Below are 1,989 nucleotides of genomic sequence, written 5' to 3' on the forward strand. Positions count from 1 at the left end.
AAATAATAATATAAATATTTAATTTTTTATAATAAGTTAAAAACGATATAAAATTTAGGAAAAATCCTATAATTTTATAAAACTTAGTAAAAATAATAAAATAAAAGGTGTTATATGTCTGAATCAGAACACAAGACTATTGAAATTTTAAGAATCTTAGAACAAGCTGAAAAGCCTGTAGGTTCTAAAAAAATAGCAAATGAATTAAAAAACAAAGGGTATAATTTAGGAGAAAGAGCTGTTCGTTATCATATGCAACTTTTAGATGAGAAAGGTTATACAGAACGGATAGGTTATTCTGGAAGAAAAATTACAGAACTCGGAAAATCTATATTAGAAAAAGGTCTTGTATACGATCAAGTAGATTTTACATTTTCAAAATTTGAAGAATACATTTACCAAACTACATTTAATCCAAAAAATAAAACTGGAAATGTTATTGTTAATACATCACATATATTTGATGATGATGGGTTAGAATTAATTAAAAAAGTTTTCCAAGCAAATATCGCTGTAAGTCCTCTTGTTAAACTTGAAAAAGATGTATACAAAGGAAAAGAAGGGTATAGTCTTAAAACAATTTGTGGAACAACAATTGATGGTGTATTATTAAATAATGGTATAAGTACACAACCACAATATGGAGGATTAATAGAAGTTAAAGATTATGTACCTAAACGTTTTACAGAACTTATTTCTTACAAAAAAACATCAATTACTCCTTTAGATGCATTTATTGGAAAAAATATGACTTCTGTACTAAATGTTGTAGAAGAGGGTAATGGAACAATTCCTGCAAACTTTAGAGTTATTCCTAGTGTTGCTCGTGATAAAGTAGTTAAAATAATAAATAAACTTAAAAAAGCAAATATAAATGGAGTAATTGCTATAGGAAAAGAAGGACAGGATATATTAGGTGTACCGGTACCTCAAGGAACAGTTGGTGTTGCGATATGTGGAGGAGTTACTCCATTTTGTGCTGCACAAGAATTAGATTATGATGTAGATATAAAATTAGGTGAAGATCTTAATGATTATGAGGAATTAAAACCTATTACAACTACAAATACTATTCTTAAAAGACCTAATAACAAAGCAAAATATGAAAAAATTCCGTTTTTACTTTCAAAATCATGGAATCTTATACAAAAAGTAGATTATAACTATAAAACTAAAAAAGGAAATATAATCGCTAATATTTCATATATTAATAAAGAAGATGTAGATGATGCATTAGATATTATGGAAAAAACATATAATGATTATCCAAATTATATAAATCCTTACTATAAATTAGTTAAAAATGAAAAAGATGAAAATAAATTAGGAATAGCTACAGTATGTAGTCTTTCAGTTGATGGAGTTTTAATTAAAAATGGAATTATGAGTTTACCAAAATATGGAGGATTACTTGAAATTGGAAATCCATCATTATTTACAGAACTTATTTCATATGGTGGTTCATCAATAGATCCACATAAAATATACATATTTAAAAATTTAACCTCAATTACTAAAAAGAATACAGCACAGAAAATTCTTGCATCTATTAAAGAAGTACCGATGATAGCAAGAGATGATGCAGAAGTTATTTTAGATAAATTAGATGGGGATGTATTATCTATATATAAAGTAGGTAAACCAAGAGAAGTAGTATACAATGCTAAAGTTGATAATTATAATTTTGGTGTTGTTGCAGGTAGTGGTTTAAACTCAATTGCTGCAATTATTGAAAATGGTATCAATATTAAAGTAAAAGCACTTGAAGGTTTAATGCCAATTAACGAAATGAATAAGTTTTAAATTAAAAATATAAATTAATTTAAAAACTATTTATTTATTTTTAAAAAATTAAAAAACAGTTATTTTACAAAAAATAGTAGCTAACATAACATTATAAAATAAAAACTTATTTTAAAGATAAAATTTAATAAAAACAGCTAAATATTAAATTTAAATAAAAAACAACCAAAATTATAATTATAAATA

At 24.6% G+C, this 1,989-nt stretch carries 1 protein-coding gene; it reads left to right on the top strand.

The features are described 5' to 3' along the window. Positions 1-114 precede the first annotated feature (114 nt). The gene (locus BGI41_RS07885) at positions 115-1,803 is read left to right on the top strand and encodes a DUF128 domain-containing protein (RefSeq protein ID WP_088540151.1); all 1,689 of its coding nucleotides are present in this window, start codon (positions 115-117) and stop codon (positions 1,801-1,803) included. Positions 1,804-1,989: the final 186 nt, after the last annotated feature.

This window comes from Methanobrevibacter sp. 87.7 (assembly GCF_002208625.1).
Taxonomy (GTDB): Archaea; Methanobacteriota; Methanobacteria; order Methanobacteriales; family Methanobacteriaceae; genus Methanarmilla.